Consider the following 17,149-nt stretch of genomic DNA (forward strand, 5'->3'; position numbering starts at 1 on the left):
TTGCAGACCGCCTGCCTTGTTTTACTACCGTTTTGCCATTCGAGATTGTTGTTCTCAGAGTCATCCCCCCAGGAGGTAGCCTATTGATTAAGGCCCTCTTTTTTTGATAGCGCTTTCTTGTTCGTAATCATAAGAGGGTTTCCTCAGTCACGTAAAGGTACACTTTACTCAATGAGGTACGATTCAAGGACAACAAGGCCGAGAAGCCTGATATAGCTTTAATTTTGCAGTGATTTTTTTGATGTTTCTGGTTGGATTGATCATCATGATTGTCCCAGCTTCATTACATTTCATTCTCCATCTGGCGAAATGAACTAGGCAAAACCCCACGGACTCGCTTGAAGGCTCTCCGGAATGAATGCGCGCTGTTGTATCCGGTGGTCAGAGCAATCTCATCGATCGTTCGCTCAGTCTCACGGAGCAATTCAGCAGCTTTGTTAATTCGCACCTTCTCCACATAGTCGGAAAGGTTCTCTCCGGTATACTCCTTGAATAACTGCGAGATATATTTTTCCGGCTTACCCATTTGTTCTGCAATGCGATATACCGTTAAGGTTGCATCGGCATAGCGTTCCTGAATGTAAGCCATCGTTTCGTTAACAATTTCAGCATGTAAATTGGATTTTTTGCGTTGTATGTCCAGACATACGTCTTTTGCCAGTTGATGAAACTTGTCCCGGAGTACGGTAACACTGTCCGTTGCCTGAATAGCCGCAATCCGGTTCTTAAACTCATCGACAAGCGCTTCGTCCAGCATGATCTTGGGTTCCAGCTTCAGAAATGTTCCCTTCAATTCCACAACGAACTGCTGTGTCATGTCATAAGACAGCTCCCGCTCGGTAAAATTGCGGTGGAACAACTGATCCAGAACCCGATCCGATTCTTCCATTTCACCCGCCTTCAGCGTATTGAGCAGACGCTGTTCGGACTCCATCGGATAGTAATACAATTCGGTTTCCTTGACGGTGTCCTCGAATCTCACCAGATGCTCTGTTCCCATATGAATGGCATATTCCAATGCTTGTCTGGCCTCGTTAAATGAACGGCCAACATCATTCCACACCTCATAAGAAGCACCCATTCCAACAGTGGTCGACACCCGGTATTCCCCGTAAACTGCATCCATCCGTTTGCTCAGTTCGGAAACCGTTGTGTGCATGGCTATATCCGAGGGTTCAACAGTAAGCGGTTGTATAAAAGCAATCTGATCTGTTCCCCAGTCGGTTATCAATACCTCTGAATTCCATGCCGTCAAGGCTTCATGCACAATAAGCCTGGCGACGCTTAGTTCTTGAATAATTTCTTCGCTATCCGGACTTCCATAACCGTCTACCTTCACTATTCCTACAACCCCTCGGCTCGTATGAAGAGGTATATCGGTCTGGGAAGAGAGCGCCTCCAACTCGGGGATGGTGTAAAACTCACCTGTCAGCAGACGTTTGATAAATCCATCCCGTAACATGGGAATCTGTTCGTTTAATGCATTCTTAAGTACATGGTTATTGGTAATGAGGCTGGTGATATTGCTTGCCAAAAAATCATATTCGTTGCTTGTCTTTCCGGGCAGCCCTATATCCTGTTCCCGGAAGACCGACAGAAGCCGGTGAATCGGTGCGCTGTGTCGGTAAGCCAGCATTAGCCCAATCAATAATCCAATACCAAGTGTTGCTAGCGTAAACGTTAAGGTAACCTGCTTGATCTGATCGGCCTTTACCATAAGCGCACCTTCGGGGATGCCAGCCATGTAATTCCAGCCATTTTGATTGGAGTGAATGGAAATAAGTAGCCGCCCGTCGTCCATAGGCATCACTTCATCGTTCTTGTTAGCGGGCATACCTTTCAAGTTTTCCGCCTCGGCTTCATCTATACCACGCGAAAAAATAATATCCCCATTCGAATCTGTCACCAATGTCCACCCCCCATATTGCTCCACAATATGTTGAGTCAAACTCGCCATCTGATTCTCATCAATCATGACGCCAATGGTAGCCTGCGGCTTGTTGAAGCTGTTCAAAGGAAGCGACTGAAGAAACGTGATAGCTGGAGCGTCCTCAAACACACCACTGAGAATCTCCTTCTTATAATTTTGTAGGAGAATAATTTCGTTTAAATGAGGCTTTTTTAATACATTCTCTTTCCACTCTGCAAACGTGATGCCTTCCAGGCGGTTGGCAGCAAAATAATGCTCAGGTCGGTAGTAAACCGTCGTAGGCGTAATAATGACATTATAGTTGGGGATATAGATGAAAAAACGAGACAAATAATCATTCGTACTGCTGTACATGGACAGGCTGCGCTGCATGCGGCTCAAACCATAGACATTATTAACGTCATGCGGCTTGGGATCAGCTATTAGACGGTTTAAATCCTGGTTAATGGCCAGTTGTCTCGTGAAATCCTCAACCAGCATCAGATTTCGTTCAATAATCTCCTTGCTCAGGTTGAGCGATTTGAGGCTGTTCTCAATCGAGCTGGTCCTCGCTGCTTCAATGGATGTTCGATAGGAAGCATATCCGGCAATTTGAGGAATCATGAGAACAATAAGATACGAAATCATGAATTTGCGAAACAAAGGCGAGAATTTGGACCATAAGCGCTGCATATGTACCCCCTTCTTTCGTAAGCGTTTACAAAACTGTTTTGTTAATGATACACCTATCATTTGCACAAGGTGAAGGTACAACTTCGGCTTTGGGGTACAAATCCTTAAATTCCTACCTACGGCCGAAATCATTCACTGAAATTCCTTGCTAATTCCAACCTGTTGGTTCGTCCTTTAGCTTAGTCATGTATCAAACAAACTCAATTAACTTCCTATCTATTTCTGCGATGTCACCAATCTCCGATGAACCATCCCAAAGAACAATTGAAGAAGCTTCATCGTTTTCAACAAACTCATGAAGTTCGCACAGTTCCCCCATAAACAGAGCCCCATATTCTGTCCGTTCAGGTCCATGGAAACTTGGCTGAAGTTTAAACTTCATTAACCCTTTAAATTCAGCCGTGTCCATAGGTTGGTTGGTTTCCTCTAACAATTCTCGAATGACACATTGTTCAGCGGTCTCACCAGGTTCAATCACACCTCCTGGCAGTTCCCAGTTGTTTCTCCACTTATTATGCATAAGGAGGAACTTCCCTTGGCACTTCACCACAATTAGGGCATGGGTTAGTGGAGCATCCAGCGTCATCGTAATGAGCTTTTCATACTTGATAGGATTAAATTCCAAAAATATGTTGCCTTTTGAATCCGTCATGATTGCCATGCACACATCCTCCATTTCTGTTATAAAAAAATAAAAAACGCGCCAGACCGAAGTCCTGCGCGTTGTATATCGCAGGATGGGAAGCGCGAATAGCGTTAACCCATCCCTCTTTTTTCAAGGAACAGATTAACGCTCTCCATGATGATGACGTTGTTTTAATTCTAAAATATACATCATCCATTCTCCTACTCACTGACGTATGGAAATAATACCCACCATTGTGCTTTTGAGTCAAGTATAAGTTTTGATAATCTAAATTTTCTTTACGATGACCCAAATATATGTTAGCTTTTATAACATTACCATTACGAAAGCGAGTGGATTGAAGATGGATCTCCAGCATTTATTGACTATCCCCATTCTATCCAAAGCAAAAGTTATCGCCGGGCATCACGGCCTCAATCGCTTGGTACAATCCATTAACATTATGGATGCACCAGACATTGTACAATTCCTGAAACCAGGAGATATGCTGCTTACGAACGGCTATATACTGAAAGACCGCCCCGATGCTCATCTTGCATTCATTACGGATATGCATGCGATTGGATGTGCGGCACTTGCGATCAAGACACAGCGCTTCTCTTTTGAATTATCTCCGCAACTGCTCGAGACAGCCGACAAGCTGGGGTTCCCGATTATCGAACTGTCCGAAATCGACAATACACTCGGTGAAATATTCCAGCATTCGATCAGCTCCATCCTTCAAAACAAAACTCATGAGCTCCACTACGCCTTGTCTATTCACAAGCAATTTTCCACGATGGTTATGCAAGGAAAAGGCATTCCATCTATTGTCGATACGTTGTCCCAGCTGTTATCTTCACCTGTATTGCTTCTGGATTCGAAGAAGCAGATTACGGCAATCTCCCATCATGCACAACATATAGATCCCTATTCTCTCGCTGAGCCTATACTGACATTTATACATGAGTACCCTTCCTTCCAGATTGCTTCCTCTATCTGCCTGCTTAATACCGATAAATATAGGCATATCGAGCTGCATCCCATCTTCACCGACCGGCACGAGGGCTATTTGATTGCGCTGTACGACAGCTCTGCAGCCTCGAAGCTCTCCAGTCTGGCGTTAGAGCAAGCCGTTAATGTCATCGGTCTCGAATTAACCAAGAAACAGGCGGTCAAGGAGCGTTCACGCCGGTACAAGAATGAATATTTCTCCGATCTCATTCAGGGTTTCTTTCGTTCTGAACAAGAGGCGCTCCATCGCGGCAAAAAATACGGACTGAAGGCACAAGAGAGTTCGGTTCTCATCCTTGCCAAGATGGACGAATCTCTAGCGGCCAGGCCTAATCCGAACCTTGCTCCTATCAAGGAAGAGCGATACATCTCGGAACGAGACGCTTATTATGAGCTGATTAAACAGGCGTTCGCCAGACTGAATCTCACCTTCGTCATGTTTACGAAGAACGATCAGTTCGGCATTCTCGTTTTTTTGGGTGAGTCGTCTTGGGATGAACAAACGGTTGTCCAGCAGCTTGAGAAATTAGCGAGTAATCTGTATACGGATTCGCAGCTCAGCGTTTCATTCGGAATAGGCAACCCCTACACAAACGTATTGGATATCGGACTCTCCTATAAAGAGGCAGTTAAGGCACTCCAATCCGGCTATCAGCTGAAAAAGACCCGCTTCGTTCATTCCTATCAAACCATGGATATAAGCCGGTTGCTGCGCATGATTCCTTATGATGAGATTCTCCAGTTTCATCAAGAAACCTTCAAACCCTTCGCCGGACGGGATTCAAACGAACGCAGTGAACTTATGAAAACCTTGTCCTCCTTCTATGAGAATCATTGCCAAATCGGCGATACAGCCAAAGAGTTGTACGTCCATCGCAATACGGTTATCTATAGGCTGGAGAAATGTGAGAAACTGACCGGCAGGAACATTAAGGACCCGATGGAAAGTCTGCGCTTTCGCCTCGCCTTTGCACTTGAATCAGTGTTGAATGCTAACCCATCCCCTAACGAAGCTCCCCATACATTTTGAATGGATAGCGTGTCATTTATAATGACACGTTTATTTTTGTTTTTCTCATTTCACTGTTCACTCTCTGTGCATTTTAACTGATTTAATTCTATTTTTATGTTTAACATGACTAATGACAATTGATTCGACAATCTTTATGATAAGAATACATCCAATGATGTTATATTAACTAACACAAAAAAAGAATCATTCATCAACGCTGGAGGAAAGGGGCTGCCCATTATGGCTATTCAAATACAAAGCGTCTCCAAATCATTCGTCAATGCAAACGGAGAAGATATTCAGGTACTGGCTGAGGTTTCAATGCAAATTAAGAAGCAGGAGTTCTTCAGTATCGTTGGGCCGAGCGGATGCGGCAAGAGCACCATTTTCAATATTATTGCGGGTCTGCTCCAGCCAACGAACGGCAAGGTTATCGTCTGCGGTCAAGAGATCGATCAGACAACCGGACATGTCGGCTATATGATGCAAAAAGATCTTCTGCTTCCTTGGAGGAGCATTCTGGACAATGTCACGCTAGGCTTGGAAGTGAAAGGCATGCCCAAAAAGGATCGCGACGGTATTGCCATGGATTATCTGGATCGTTACGGCCTGGCTTCATTCGCCGGTGCCTATCCCTCCACATTGTCCGGGGGAATGCGCCAGCGTGTAGCCCTTATACGTACTCTCGTTACCCAGCCGGATATTATATTACTGGATGAGCCCTTCTCCGCACTGGATTATCAGACCAGACTCATTCTGGAAGACGAAATCTTATCTATCCTGAAATCCGAAGGCAAGACCGGAGTTCTTATCACTCATGACATCGAGGAAGCGATCGCCATCTCCGACCGCATCGCTGTCATGAGCAAAAGACCCACAACAGTGAAGCAAGTGTATGACATCGGTCTCGCTTCGCAGTACGGTTCAGCACTAAAAGCCCGTTCCGACCCCAAGTTCAAGCAGTATTTTGAATCAATCTGGTCGGAGCTCGATATTCAAATGGGGAGGATCAGCTAATGAAGAGTACATCACCTGAAATGTCCCTAACGAAGGACCATACTGGGGTTGCGAAAAATAAAACCAAACGCAAACAATCGCCTTTCACCAAAGAATGGACGATGACGATGATATGGCGGTTCATTATTGTTTCAATCATCCTGGTGATATGGGAAGCAGCAGTCCACCTTAAGCTGATAAACGGTTTCCTGATGGGATCGCCGAGTGCCATTCTTGATGCGGCTATCACCATGTTCAGCTCAGGTCAACTTTTTACAGATGTTCTAGCCACGGTTAATGCTACCATTATCGGATTTGTGGCGGGAAGTCTATTTGGCTCTTTGGCAGGACTACTCATGTGGTACTCCAAGACCGTCGCCAGGGTGCTTGATCCGTTTATTGTAGCGCTGAACGGCATCCCGAAGATTGCTCTAGCTCCCATGATTATCATCTGGTTCGGTTCAGGCATCTTTTCCAAGATTGTTCTTGCCTCTGTGGCAACGTTTATTGTAGCGCTGTTATCCGCTTACCAAGCAACTCACCAAATTGATGAGTCCCAGATTAATCTCATGAAATCCTTCGGAGCGAAGAAATCACAAATTTTCCGCAAAATTATTATTCCCTCCTCTCTGCCATGGATTATCTCCGCCTTCCGTATCAATATTGGATTGGCACTCGTGTCTGTCGTTGGCGGAGAATTCATTTCTTCAGACAAAGGCCTCGGCCATATGGTATTTGTCGAAGGCAACCTGTTCAACCTTCCGGCTGTGTGGGTCGGTGTGTTCATGCTTATGCTGGTTGCCATGCTGCTCTACACCTGTGTCAGTTATATCGAGTCACGCCTCCTTCCATGGAATGACAATAAAAACAGCAGCAAGTCCACCTCCGTATAAACAACTTACACCATAAAAGGAGCCTGATGACCAATGCGTATTTTCAAAAAGATAGCTATTCTATCAACGATGACCCTTTTATTGACTGCACTACTCAGTGCATGTGGAAGCAATGCGAAGTCTGTAAATGGAACAGACACTATGGCGAGCGGAGGGCAAGAAGATACCAAAGTGGATACGATCATGGTTTCCGAGGTGTATCACAACCTGCTCTACCTTCCACTGTATGTAGCAAACAATCAAGGATTCCTAGAGCAGAATCGTATTGAGCTATCCTCGATCCGCGCTGCCGGAAGTGGGCCAACTGCCTTGTCTTCGGTCATTTCAGGCGAATCTGCCTTCTCCTTTCATGGTCCTGAGCATGTCGCATTCGCTAATGCAAAAGGTGGAGATGCTCGCTCACTGGTCCTTCTATCGGGCAGCGCTCCTGTATGGGCGGTTGCGCGTGAAGGTGTATCCGTGAGCTCGCCAGAGGACTTTAAAGGCAAAACCATCGTTGTCGGCTTGGCACCCACAAGTTCCAACAGCTTAATGCGAAAGCTGTTCGAAGACAATAACATTGATATCGACAAGGATGTCACGATCACGGAGGTTCAGAATGGCTCCGAACTTGGTGCCGTATTAGCCGGCAAAGCTGACATTGCATTCGTTTATGAGCCTCAGCTTGATCAAGGAATTGCTGAGGGACTGCACATTGTCCATGATTTTACGAAGGATTATCCTGACTTTGCTTTTGCAACAATGAACACAACCACAAGCTTCATGGAGAAAAATCCGGATCTCACCCAGCGCTTCGTCACCTCTATAGAGCAAGCATTGGACTACATTCACTCGAATCCTGAGGGTGCCAAGGCAGTCGCGGTGAAGGAATTCCCGAATCTGGACAAGAAAGTCGTGGAGCAAGCCGTACAACGCATGATTGACAGTAAGGTATACCCCGCTGACGGGCATATCAATGAATCAGCCTTTGAGGCCGCGATCGGTATGCAGCGCTTCATTGGCAATCTGAAGGAAGGCCTCGCTTACGAGGATATTATCGATGCAAGCTTCACCAAATAGAGAGAGAAAGGTTGATTATTCTGAATCAGGACGACTATCTCACCCACCAATGTACTGAAAACGCCAAATATGCGAATGGAGTTATTACGAGCGAGGAGCTTGCCCTATTCACAGCAGACTTGGAATTGATTCGCAGCTTCAAGCTGCCTGAAGAAACAGGACCCAATCCCCCTTACAGGAGAGTGCCTCTGCGATGATAACGAAACCACTTAACGAGCTGTCGATCACCGAAGCGGCTGAACTGATTAAGAACAAGATGATATCTCCTGTCGAGCTCACACAGTCCTATTTGAAACGGATTGAAGAGATGGAGCCTGCTGTGCAAGCCTTTGTTACTATTACTGCTGAGCAAGCCTTGCAGGCCGCAAAAGAATCGGAACACAAGCTGATGAATGGCGATTATCTCGGTCCACTGCATGGCATCCCATACGGAGCCAAGGACATTATCCATACTGCTGGCATACGCACCTCGGCTGGATCAAGCACTTATCCAGACTTCATACCTGAGACCAATGCAACGGTGATTGATAAATTACAGACGGCTGGCGCTATCTTACTCGGCAAGACCACAACGACAGAATATGCCTTTCAGGGGGGAGAGCCGCCAACTCGCAATCCATGGAATGTGGAACATACCCCGGGCGGTTCCAGCTCCGGCTCCGCTGCTGCAGTAGCGGCTGGTATGGCTTCCTTCACACTCGGAACTCAGACCTTCGGCTCTCTGCTTAGACCCGCATCTTACAACGGGTTAACCTGTATGAAACCCACCTATGGCAGGGTTAGCCGTAACGGTGTCATAACAGCAAGTTGGAGCCTTGACCATGTGGGCGCCTTCACTCGATCGGCACAAGATAATGCAATTGTTCTTGAAGCCTTAGCCGGACAAGATGAGATGGACCCCTTCTCGCTGCCCCACAGCAAGCCAGATTTAACAAGCACTCTTATGCATCCTATTTCAGGAATGGTTATCGGTTTGCCAAGCAGCTTTTTTCACACAGATGAACCGGCGATCATGCTAGCCGTTGAGTCGGCAATAGCTGTACTTGAGAAGATGGGCATGCACACGAAGAAGGTTGATCTGCCTCCTTATATGGAAGAGACTTTTGCTGCTCACCGTACGGTGATGCGGGCAGAAGCTGCCGCCTTTCATCAGGAACGCTACGCAGAAGCAGCTGATCGTTACGGACCTACGATGCGGGAGCAGCTTGAGCTCGGCTACCAGACGAGTGCCGTTGATTATTTGCAGGCACAACGCATCCGAACGTTATTCCGCAGCGAGATGATGATGCTTTTCGATGAGGTCGATGTTCTATTAACGCCATCAACTCCGTATGTGGCTCCCTATGGCTACAAGACAGGCAGCCCGATCTTTAACGGACCCTTTACCAATACCGGTCTACCGTCCATCACCGTTCCTATCGGATTTGATTCAACCTCCGGGAAGCACCTGCCTATCGGCATGCAGCTCTCTGGCCCACACATGAGAGAAGACCGTTTGTTGTCCATCGCTCATCATTATCAGCAAGCTACGGAATGGCATCTCGCAACGCCAAGCCTAAACTCCCACTAGGAAAGGATTGATCGCTACGATGTCTACCATCATACACACAAGCGCAGCACCTCAATTCCCGCTCCCCTTCTCACACGCTGTCCGCGCAGGAGATTTTGTCTACGTCGCAGGTCAGGTAGGCGTTGATCCGCAGACGCTTGATCCAATTGGCGGCATTAAGGAGCAGACGGAACAGTGCATTCGTAATATTGAAGTTATCCTCCAGGAAGCGGGCCTCACACTCGACCACATCATTAAGGCGACCACTCATCTGGCTCGAGTAGAAGATCAGGCAGAATACAACGAAGTATACAGGCGAATGATGAAAGAGCCCTATCCTGCCCGTATTACCGTATTCAGCGGATTAGGCCCTTACTTGATTGAGATGGAAGTGTTGGCGTATGCCCCTTCGGTGCGGGGTGAGTAGTATACCGCCCAGAGATGCCTCGAAATCTTCACATTCAATTTAGAAAAAGAAAAAATAAAGAAGGATTTAAAAAGGGACGAAGCAGTGTTCTAAGCTGCTTCGTCCCTTTCACGATATACGAAAATTCAGTTTGGCGCTCATCTAAGCTATACGTTTCTATAGATATGAATATCTATTCCAGTATTCGAAGGTATGCCTTCGCCCATTAGTTTATCATTGTTCAAATAGGACAGCGCTTCGCTGTTCGTGATGATTTTAGGAGAGGTTCGAAACAATACATTCTCCAGTTTCTCATCGAACATTCCATTATTCTCGATATACATTTTACAAGCTTCCCCTGTATAATCCTTACCTTGAAGCATGTATCTTGCAGATAAGCTATGCCGACCGCCATTCGGGCCAATAATTTGAGTATCTACCCCTCCAGGAAGAATGTCACCTTCGAAATATTTTCCTGTGACATGGCCACCAAAAGAAATCATGACTACGGAGTCGCCATCATTATTGTTGGAGAGATCCGTAGTATCCCCTATTGCAACATGTACCGTGAATACTTTTTCCCATGCCATGAAATTCACCTGCTTTTTAAGTATAGAGTCATCTACAATTTAATCGTTAATGAGCATAAATTATAATTTCTGTTTCTCCACCATCTTGTAATAAACCCCCTTTTGAAGCTGCAAATCAATCGGGCTGCCTTGCTCTACAATTCGTCCCTTTTCAATCACCAGGATGTAATCAGCATTCTTTACGGTGGAGAGTCGGTGTGCTATGACCAATATCGTTTGCTTCCCCTTCAGGTTCAACAAGGTATCATTCAAGTCACTCTCCGTCATAGCATCCAGAGCAGAGGTGTACTCATCCAGCATCAGGATTCGAGATTCATTCATGAATGCCCTGGCTAATAAAATTCGTTGGATTTCTCCACCAGAAAGATTGTCTCCGTGGCTCTCCACCTTCTTGTCATATTGCTCAGGCATGGCTTGAACAAATGATTGAACATGAGCCATTTCAACAGCACTATTAAACCTGAACCAAGATTCTTCATCCATTTCTTCTTTTTCCAGCGGATAAATAATGTTTTCTATAATAGACTTGTTCCACAGCCATCCCTTTTGCGGAGAGTAGCCAACATATTTTCTTAATTCATGTATATCCAGTTCTTTAATTGAGACTCCGTCCAGTAAGATCTCCCCTTCATCTGGCTCTATGTACCTGTGGATAAGTTCAAAGATAGTAGATTTCCCTGAGCCACTTAATCCAACAATACCGACGAAATCTCCTGGTTCAATATTCAAATTGAAGTTGGAAATACCGAAGGAGTCCTCGGTGGCATAACGATACGATACATTTCTCAACTGAAGGCGCGGGATTCGGGTATAATCCGGAACTTCAGCTCCTGATTTGGTCTTTTCTAATTCAATTATTTCATTTAAGTTATCCACGATCACTTTCATACGGCTCATATCGATATTTAACGTAAAAAGCGTCTTGAATATGCCATATAACCTTGGAAGTATAACAATAAATGCCAGCAACGTACCTGGTGAAATTTGACCGTTCAGAATCAGGTACAGACTATAGCCATAAATGATACCTGTAACCAAAGAAATAACCGTGTCAGCAACAAGGTTTATGATCATATGATGGAAAACCCTGGACTGCTTTGAAACCTTCCAGGCTTCGTCATTCCAGTTGCTCCACCTCTTTTTCTCCGCCTGATGCCCGTTAGACATATGTACCGCTTTTAGATTGTGAAAAAGATCATTCAAATAACGTATTCCCTTTTCCAAAATGTCATAATAATGCTTATCCAGCCTCTCCGTCTTGTTTCTGAAACGCTTGAAGCCATACATAAACACAGGAAATGAAATCATTGCAACTAACGTTAGTTCAACACTCATAGAGAGCATAATCCACAAAGTAGCGATTAACAATATGCCATTTGATACGATCGACATGATGGTGTCTACCACATAAATTTCACATAATACCCCCACTTGTGAGGTAATCCGGTTAATAACTTCTCCCCTTCCGATCCTATCCACATTTCTTGGTCGGGTCTGCAGTAATTGAGAAAACAGGCGGAGGCGAAGGTTCTTGGATAAATGATTCCCCAACTCATTGTTATAATATGAGGTAACGCCGTTCAAAGCGGCAAATACAATGGGAATGAGCATAAGCAGCACAATATAGAGTGCAGCCTTCCCGATTTGCTTTCCTAGTAGGATACTGTCAAATAAATCTTTAAAAAGGAGCGGTTGAGCGATGGAGACTACTGAAGCTGAGATATTGAACAATAAAATTAAAAAAATCGTTCTTTTACTTTTAAACAATATCTCAATAATCTCTGTCCGAGTTGGATTCATAGGCTAGCCCCCTATTGGTGGATTGCTGCCTTATAATGATGCAAAAGTCACTTTAAATCTTAGTAAAACCTTCTATTAAAACAAACAATACTGGCTTGCTTCATAAGAGGTCTTAGAATCGGGCTAATGATCTCCTTTCTTCCTTAGCTCAAAGACTCCGTAATAGAAATTAGCCAATCACGGCTGCTATCTTCAGCCACGACTTCATACTGTAATGCCTTGCCCCTAGTCGGTCCTACCTCCGCCCAAATCAATCTCTGTGATTCATTGTCTCCGATGTAAACGGCTTCGTTGGAACGAATTGTTAACTTCTCAATCGTTTGTTTCTCTATATCAGGTACCTGAATACGACTTTTCGTTGTTCCGAAAATCCGGAATTGAAATAGCGTTTCATCTTTACAATATAATAAACTGACACCAACGAACGTATCATTTGGTTTCAGATCTCTCACAACGTCTTTGCCGGTTTCTGAACTCTCCCTAGCCATTTCATCGATTTCTTCCTCTGTCAGATTGTCAAATCCATAATAAACCTGAATATCCATCACATTAGCATCGGCAGGAATTACGGGCTCCCATGGTGATAGTCTTGCCATTAACTCTGTAACACCTCCCGACCAGTTCACTGCTCCGTAATTTGTTTGCTGACTGATTTTTTTATCAGCGGCTAGATATATCCCTTTTCCCATCCCAGGTTTTAATTGGCGAACAATGCGATCAATGGTATTCTCCTCTTGAAATGAATCGATATTTACAATGGCTAACACTTCTCCCTCTTCATTCCTCATTTCCAAAGTCTACACTCTCCTTGTAAGGTAGTAAGCACGCAGCTTCAAAATCATGAGTAACCCCCATCCCAGGAACCGATTAGCGGTTCAAAAGCAGGACGGGGGCTTGGCTAATTATTCTCTACATTGTTATAACGGTACACTTATTGGACTGCAGTGACATTGATGTTATCAATATTTGGCCCTTCTGTACCGGTTGTGACCACTTTAATCGTATTCGTTCCAGCGTTCATGGGGACCTGAATGGTTTTTTCACTCCAGGTCGACCAGCTGCCTGTCGCCGGGAAAGGTTCGTTGCTGATGACTTTGGTTCCGTTAACGAAAATGTCGAGATTACGCGTTCCGCTTTCCTGGGCGTAACGAAATTTCACGTTTTTGGTACCTGTTATCGTGTTATTGATGGCATTCCATTGAATGGCCGAACCTGTATACGCATTAAAGTTCACGTATCCGGTCCCAGTGTATCCCGGGTAGAGAGTCTCGATCACGGCATCGGTAAGTGTAGTGCCCGTTTCCGCTTCGTACGTAGTTCCGCTGCCTGGAGTGACACTACCACCGGTAATGTTGGCTACAAACGTTGTTACGCTTTGGGCTGGCAGTTGTGCTGTAAAGGCTCCACCTGACATCGTAATCGGCGCTCCGCTTGCCAGGTTTCGGCTGCTATCCGTAACCCAAGAGGATACAGTAGAAGCGTTACCATTCTGAAGAACGAATTTTTGGCTTACAGCCGAGGTGCCGCGATTAATCGCCACAATGACTGCCTTATTATCACCTTTATAGGCTGAGACGAAGGTATTGGTATCCGGATTTTTGGTTGCATCGACACGGTAATAGCCTGGTCGCACAAATTTGGAGAAATGGGCCATATTGTAACCACGTTTGCTAATAGTCCCGTTCTCATTCATCGGACCGTACTGTCTCCGAATATACCACCATACGTAAGCCTGAAAATCTCCTTCAACCATGGCATTATGCATATGGTAAGATACGTCCAATGCCTCAGGCCAACGGTCCGACGAGTTGTTATCGCTGTTCGGGTAATACACTTCTGTCATCCACAGTTCTTTGCCGGCTCCCTTTTGCTTAAAGAGCGGGTATGCGAAATCTTTGAACTGTGTCCCGTACGTATGAGCTCCCAGAATGTCCATATTGGCGAGTGCCTGAGGATCATTCAGAATCGGGTCAGACATGTTTTTCAAATACTGGAACGATTCAGGTGCCATGACTTTGGTATTCTGAATGGATCCCGCATTCTCCTTCATGAAACGAAGGATCTCCTGCGGAGTCCACCAGGTCCATTCATGGGCATAATCCGGCTCATTTTGTACCGAAATGGCATACAGATCCACACCGTTATTTTTCATATAACTGACAAAGTCGTTCAGATGCTGCGCGTACGCAGCATATTTGTCGTATCTCAATCGTTTGGCGTTCGTATCCCCGTTCCGATTGAAGGTTTCGACCATGTCACTTGGTGGATTCCAGGGAGAAGCGAATACGATGGCACCTTGCTCTATGGCTCTTTTGGCAGTAGCCACCTCCCTGTACCAGTTGTTTGGATTTTCATCGACATAGATTCTTAGTATGGAAAAACCAAGCTGGTTCGCTCCGTTGCCAAAGGCTGTTTCACGCTGAGCTGCCGTCAAGTCGCCAATCCAGGCTGGGTGGTTAATACCTCCAAACCCCTTGATAAGCTGTTTTTCGGAGGACAAATTAATGTTGGCATCACTTGCTGCTGATACGTGTGTCGGCGTTAACATGAGAGGCAGGGCTGTTAAACAGGCCAACAGAACATGAACCGATTTTTTTAAATTCATCTTAAATTTCAATATCTTCACCTTCCTCAAATTATTGTAAATTGAAAGCGGATACAAGAAAATCAACTTGTCCAGCAGCGAATAAAAATTCACGTACCAACCCCTTTCACATCAAAAACAAAAACTAGATTTTATTTGTAAATCTTACTATATTATTCATTCAGCTAAAACCTGACAAATTATAGGATATTTCTCGCAGCATAAGTTGCAGATATAATAAATCTCCAGATCAGCAGCTTGGCAGATGTCAAAGCTATAAAAAAAATGACCCCTGAAGAATACAGGAGCCATCTGTTAAGTACTTTACAACCTCAAGGTTAGTCCTCGAAATGTTTACTACAAAGGTCTTAATTCAGCATTGAATCGGTTTTTATGTCGTTTCGTTGTTTGTTTTCTTATATAAAAAGTAATCAAAATCAGCATGCTTGCGGGTACCGCCAAGATCCTGCACACAGAGACCAATATAAGTTCCTGTAAACCGGATGTATTCCGGAGATTCATCGGACAGATGTGTGACATCCAACCATCCACCTGCAGGATACCAGGATGGGTCATCATCGCATGCAAAGTAAAAGCAGGCACGGTCGTACTCATACGCCACCTTCAACCGAATCCGACTCACTGATTTCAATGGAATATCCTCCAACAGTTCATCGTATAATCCGTATCTCGACTGAAGAATTCCCAAGCACGTTCCCTTCTCTTCATGATAGGTGACACGTAAATAGAGATAGTCTTTGGTATCGTAGTACAGTATTAGCCCTGCCATTTGCTGTGGATGGTCCGGGGCAAATTCCAGGCAAGTTTCAGCTTCACAGCTGAAATCCTGAAGCCTCCGGGCGACCATGCTTTGTCTGTGTGTCGAGCTCATGGACTCCATCCCGCGCAAGCGCAAGTAACTTGGACGTTCCGTCAGGCTGAGCCAAGATGGATCGGGTGGAATTCGGAGGGTATTCCAATCGTTCCGGAGCTCTGATTGATCGAAATGGTCCATTTCCGGTACCGGTTCAAATGGAACCGACGAGATTTTCGGTGCAGGCACCGAAACCTCCGGATGCCGACCACCGTTTGAAAGCTTCAGCCAGCCATCATCGCTCCACGTACACGGTTGAAGAGCAGTCTCACGTCCCAGGATGCAAAATTTCTCTTGAACTGGCCTTCCGACCAGATGAGCCATATACCATTCACCCGTGTGAGTTTCCACCAGACTGCCGTGACCAGCCTTCTGCAGATCTAAATCCGGTCTGCCGTATGAAGTGAGAATTGGATTAGCAGGATCCACCTCATAAGGGCCTTGCAGGGAACGAGAGCGGGCAACCGTAACGGCATGTTCATAGCCCGTGCCGCCTTCAGCCGTAATCAAGTAATAATAGTCTTTGTATTTATATAGATGAGGCGCTTCTGTCAGCCCCAGTTCTGTTCCCTTAAAAATGTTAACAGCAGGTCCGATCAGCTTTTGGTCCTGAACAGAGTATTCCTGCAGCACGATGCCTGCAAATCGATTTTTGCCCTTCCGATGATCCCAGATCATGTTAACCAGCCACTTGCGACCATCTTCATCGTGAAACAAGGAAGGATCGAAGCCGCTGCTGTTCAGAAAAACCGGTTCGGACCATGGTCCTTCAATATCTGTTGCGGTAACAAGGTAATTGTGAGTATCTTTGAAAGCCCCTACACGGCTTTTGACATCTGTGTAGATCAGGTAAAATACACCGTTGTCAAAGCTAAGGCATGGCGCCCATACCCCTCCGGAATTAATGTTTCCTTCCATGTTCAACTGAGTGCTGCGGGTCAGCGGAGAAGTTATCGGCCGCCAATGAATCAGGTCCCGGGAATGGTGAATTCGTACACCCGGGAACCACTCGAAGGTGGAAGTGGCGATATAGTAATCTTCCCTCGCCCGGCATATGGACGGATCGGGATGGAAACCGGGAAGAATGGGGTTGGTAATCATATTCATTATAGAAGCAACCTCCGGTATTAAATTAATGGCAGATA

General features: G+C 45.4%; 14 protein-coding genes. 7 read left to right on the forward strand and 7 right to left on the reverse strand.

Annotated features, from left to right (window positions below; all coding sequences use genetic code 11):
* Positions 1-283 precede the first annotated feature (283 nt).
* Both GUA98_RS07655 and GUA98_RS07660 read right to left on the reverse strand, forming a co-directional pair.
* Positions 284-2,602, reverse strand: a complete 2,319-nt coding sequence (locus GUA98_RS07655; protein ID WP_193722615.1) for a helix-turn-helix domain-containing protein — start codon at positions 2,600-2,602, stop codon at positions 284-286.
* 190 nt (positions 2,603-2,792) lie between these two features.
* Positions 2,793-3,263, reverse strand: a complete 471-nt coding sequence (locus GUA98_RS07660) for an NUDIX domain-containing protein (RefSeq protein WP_162009944.1) — start codon at positions 3,261-3,263, stop codon at positions 2,793-2,795.
* 268 nt (positions 3,264-3,531) lie between these two features.
* On the opposite strand from GUA98_RS07660, the gene GUA98_RS07665 reads away from it, so the two are divergent.
* From GUA98_RS07665 to GUA98_RS07695, 7 genes are all read left to right on the forward strand, one after another.
* A complete protein-coding gene (locus GUA98_RS07665) occupies positions 3,532-5,271 on the forward strand; it encodes a PucR family transcriptional regulator (RefSeq protein ID WP_227779481.1) in 1,740 nt (579 codons plus the stop codon).
* Between the two features lie 222 nt (positions 5,272-5,493).
* Positions 5,494-6,270 (forward strand): ABC transporter ATP-binding protein, encoded by a 777-nt coding sequence (locus GUA98_RS07670; RefSeq protein WP_153978741.1) that lies wholly within the window; start codon positions 5,494-5,496, stop codon positions 6,268-6,270.
* Positions 6,270-7,142, forward strand: coding sequence for an ABC transporter permease (locus GUA98_RS07675; protein ID WP_153978742.1), 873 nt, complete (start codon positions 6,270-6,272; stop codon positions 7,140-7,142). Before GUA98_RS07670 ends, GUA98_RS07675 begins: the two co-directional genes overlap by 1 nt.
* A 33-nt stretch (positions 7,143-7,175) precedes the next feature.
* Complete coding sequence (locus GUA98_RS07680; protein ID WP_153978743.1) at positions 7,176-8,201, forward strand: ABC transporter substrate-binding protein; 1,026 nt, start codon at positions 7,176-7,178, stop codon at positions 8,199-8,201.
* Between the two features lie 11 nt (positions 8,202-8,212).
* Positions 8,213-8,398: a hypothetical protein gene (locus tag GUA98_RS07685; protein ID WP_153978744.1), complete on the forward strand. Its 186-nt coding sequence runs from the start codon at positions 8,213-8,215 to the stop codon at positions 8,396-8,398.
* On the forward strand, positions 8,395-9,771 hold the full coding sequence (locus tag GUA98_RS07690) for an amidase (RefSeq protein WP_153978745.1): 1,377 nt from the start codon (positions 8,395-8,397) through the stop codon (positions 9,769-9,771). The genes GUA98_RS07685 and GUA98_RS07690 overlap by 4 nt, the downstream gene beginning before the upstream one ends.
* A 19-nt stretch (positions 9,772-9,790) precedes the next feature.
* Entirely contained in the window at positions 9,791-10,177 is a 387-nt protein-coding gene (locus GUA98_RS07695) for a RidA family protein (RefSeq protein ID WP_193722616.1), read from the forward strand.
* 146 nt (positions 10,178-10,323) lie between these two features.
* On the opposite strand, the gene GUA98_RS07700 is transcribed toward GUA98_RS07695, so the two are convergent.
* The 5 genes from GUA98_RS07700 to GUA98_RS07720 form a co-directional block, all read right to left on the reverse strand.
* Positions 10,324-10,746: a DUF3237 family protein gene (locus GUA98_RS07700; RefSeq protein WP_153978747.1), complete on the reverse strand. Its 423-nt coding sequence runs from the start codon at positions 10,744-10,746 to the stop codon at positions 10,324-10,326.
* Positions 10,747-10,806: 60 nt separating this feature from the next.
* Complete coding sequence (locus GUA98_RS07705) at positions 10,807-12,546, reverse strand: ABC transporter ATP-binding protein (protein WP_153978748.1); 1,740 nt, start codon at positions 12,544-12,546, stop codon at positions 10,807-10,809.
* Positions 12,547-12,689: 143 nt separating this feature from the next.
* Positions 12,690-13,340, reverse strand: a complete 651-nt coding sequence (locus GUA98_RS07710; protein ID WP_153978749.1) for a hypothetical protein — start codon at positions 13,338-13,340, stop codon at positions 12,690-12,692.
* 137 nt (positions 13,341-13,477) lie between these two features.
* Positions 13,478-15,151 (reverse strand): carbohydrate-binding protein, encoded by a 1,674-nt coding sequence (locus GUA98_RS07715; RefSeq protein WP_193722866.1) that lies wholly within the window; start codon positions 15,149-15,151, stop codon positions 13,478-13,480.
* Positions 15,152-15,521: 370 nt separating this feature from the next.
* Positions 15,522-17,111 (reverse strand): glycoside hydrolase family 43 protein, encoded by a 1,590-nt coding sequence (locus tag GUA98_RS07720; protein ID WP_193722617.1) that lies wholly within the window; start codon positions 17,109-17,111, stop codon positions 15,522-15,524.
* Positions 17,112-17,149 lie beyond the last annotated feature (38 nt).

Origin of the sequence: Paenibacillus sp. P13VS (assembly GCF_015143645.1) — a bacterium.
Taxonomy (GTDB): domain Bacteria; phylum Bacillota; class Bacilli; order Paenibacillales; family Paenibacillaceae; genus Paenibacillus; species Paenibacillus xylanilyticus_A.

Bases quoted from the DNA above. Each gene is read 5' to 3' on its own strand.
- GUA98_RS07655 (WP_193722615.1), bottom strand. From the start codon at position 2,602: ATGCAGCGCTTATGGTCCAAATTCTCGCCTTTGTTTCGCAAATTCATG.
- GUA98_RS07660 (WP_162009944.1), bottom strand. From the start codon at position 3,263: ATGGCAATCATGACGGATTCAAAAGGCAACATATTTTTGGAATTTAAT.
- GUA98_RS07665 (WP_227779481.1), top strand. From the start codon at position 3,532: ATGACCCAAATATATGTTAGCTTTTATAACATTACCATTACGAAAGCG.
- GUA98_RS07670 (WP_153978741.1), top strand. From the start codon at position 5,494: ATGGCTATTCAAATACAAAGCGTCTCCAAATCATTCGTCAATGCAAAC.
- GUA98_RS07675 (WP_153978742.1), top strand. From the start codon at position 6,270: ATGAAGAGTACATCACCTGAAATGTCCCTAACGAAGGACCATACTGGG.
- GUA98_RS07680 (WP_153978743.1), top strand. From the start codon at position 7,176: ATGCGTATTTTCAAAAAGATAGCTATTCTATCAACGATGACCCTTTTA.
- GUA98_RS07690 (WP_153978745.1), top strand. From the start codon at position 8,395: ATGATAACGAAACCACTTAACGAGCTGTCGATCACCGAAGCGGCTGAA.
- GUA98_RS07695 (WP_193722616.1), top strand. From the start codon at position 9,791: ATGTCTACCATCATACACACAAGCGCAGCACCTCAATTCCCGCTCCCC.
- GUA98_RS07700 (WP_153978747.1), bottom strand. From the start codon at position 10,746: ATGGCATGGGAAAAAGTATTCACGGTACATGTTGCAATAGGGGATACT.
- GUA98_RS07705 (WP_153978748.1), bottom strand. From the start codon at position 12,546: ATGAATCCAACTCGGACAGAGATTATTGAGATATTGTTTAAAAGTAAA.
- GUA98_RS07715 (WP_193722866.1), bottom strand. From the start codon at position 15,151: ATGAATTTAAAAAAATCGGTTCATGTTCTGTTGGCCTGTTTAACAGCC.
- GUA98_RS07720 (WP_193722617.1), bottom strand. From the start codon at position 17,111: ATGAATATGATTACCAACCCCATTCTTCCCGGTTTCCATCCCGATCCG.